This window comes from Alcanivorax sp. HI0044, from assembly GCF_001634945.1.
This window is the reverse complement of the sequence record NZ_LWEZ01001631.1, coordinates 1-853: the sequence shown is the minus strand read 5'-3', so window position 1 is coordinate 853 and position 853 is coordinate 1. Positions and strand designations below refer to the sequence as shown.

At 59.1% G+C, this 853-nt stretch carries 2 protein-coding genes; both read left to right on the top strand.

What is annotated here, in order from left to right; all coding sequences use genetic code 11:
- The first annotated feature begins 151 nt into the window (after positions 1-151).
- Positions 152-418, top strand: coding sequence for a DUF3649 domain-containing protein (locus A3730_RS24545; protein WP_063519916.1), 267 nt, complete (start codon positions 152-154; stop codon positions 416-418).
- The coding region (locus A3730_RS24540) for a PepSY-associated TM helix domain-containing protein (protein WP_197477617.1) at positions 415-853 on the top strand (439 nt) is incomplete at its 3' end. The genes A3730_RS24545 and A3730_RS24540, both read left to right, overlap by 4 nt.

Here is an 853-nt window from a genome sequence, read left to right as displayed (position 1 = left end):
GCAGGAAGACCTGGCCGCCTGAGCCGGGCGCTCACCTGCCTTACAGTTTTTACACCCTGGCAGCGCTTTCATTGTGTTATTTGCATTTTCTTTGCATTGCTTCTGTAGATAATAACCATTCTCATTTTGGTTAGCTTGCCTCTACATTCCTATGTCTCCACTTTCGATTACCTCCCGCACCCTGGCCGCGGCTTTGGGTGGTTATGGCCTTGCGTCCCTGTCGGCCATGGCCCTGGCCGTTACCCTGCCCATGGCCCGCGACCAGGCCGTGATCATTGGCATCATGGTGGCGTTGCTGTTGTGTAGCGGCGCGGCTATTTGGGCGTTTTCCGCCCGCTCAGCCTGGCGGGCCTGGGCCGGCATTCTCGCCCCTGGCGTGCTGCTGGGTGGGCTGTATCTGTGGGGCCTGCCCGCATGAATAAATCATTTCGCCAATCCATGGCCTGGCTACACACCTGGACCGGCCTGTTACTCGGCTGGTTGCTGGTGGCCATTTTTATTACTGGCACCAGTGCTTATTTTCGGGAAGAAATTACCCTGTGGATGCAGCCGGAAGTGCATGATTCCACCCTGCAACCAGGCACCATCGACATGGCTCTGGCAGCATTGAATGCCAAAGCTCCAGACGCCCGCTCCTGGGACATCAGCCTGCCCGGCCCCCGCCAGACCGCCGCCGAGCTGCGCTGGCAACCGGCCAAACCACCTGAAGACGGAAGACGCCATCGCGGTGAACAGATACTCATGGATGCGGATAGCGGCGAGGTCGTTGCACCACGCGCCACCCGCGGCGGCAATTTTTTCTACCGCTTTCATTTTGAACTGTACGGCATCGACCGCCTGTGGGCGCGGTTGC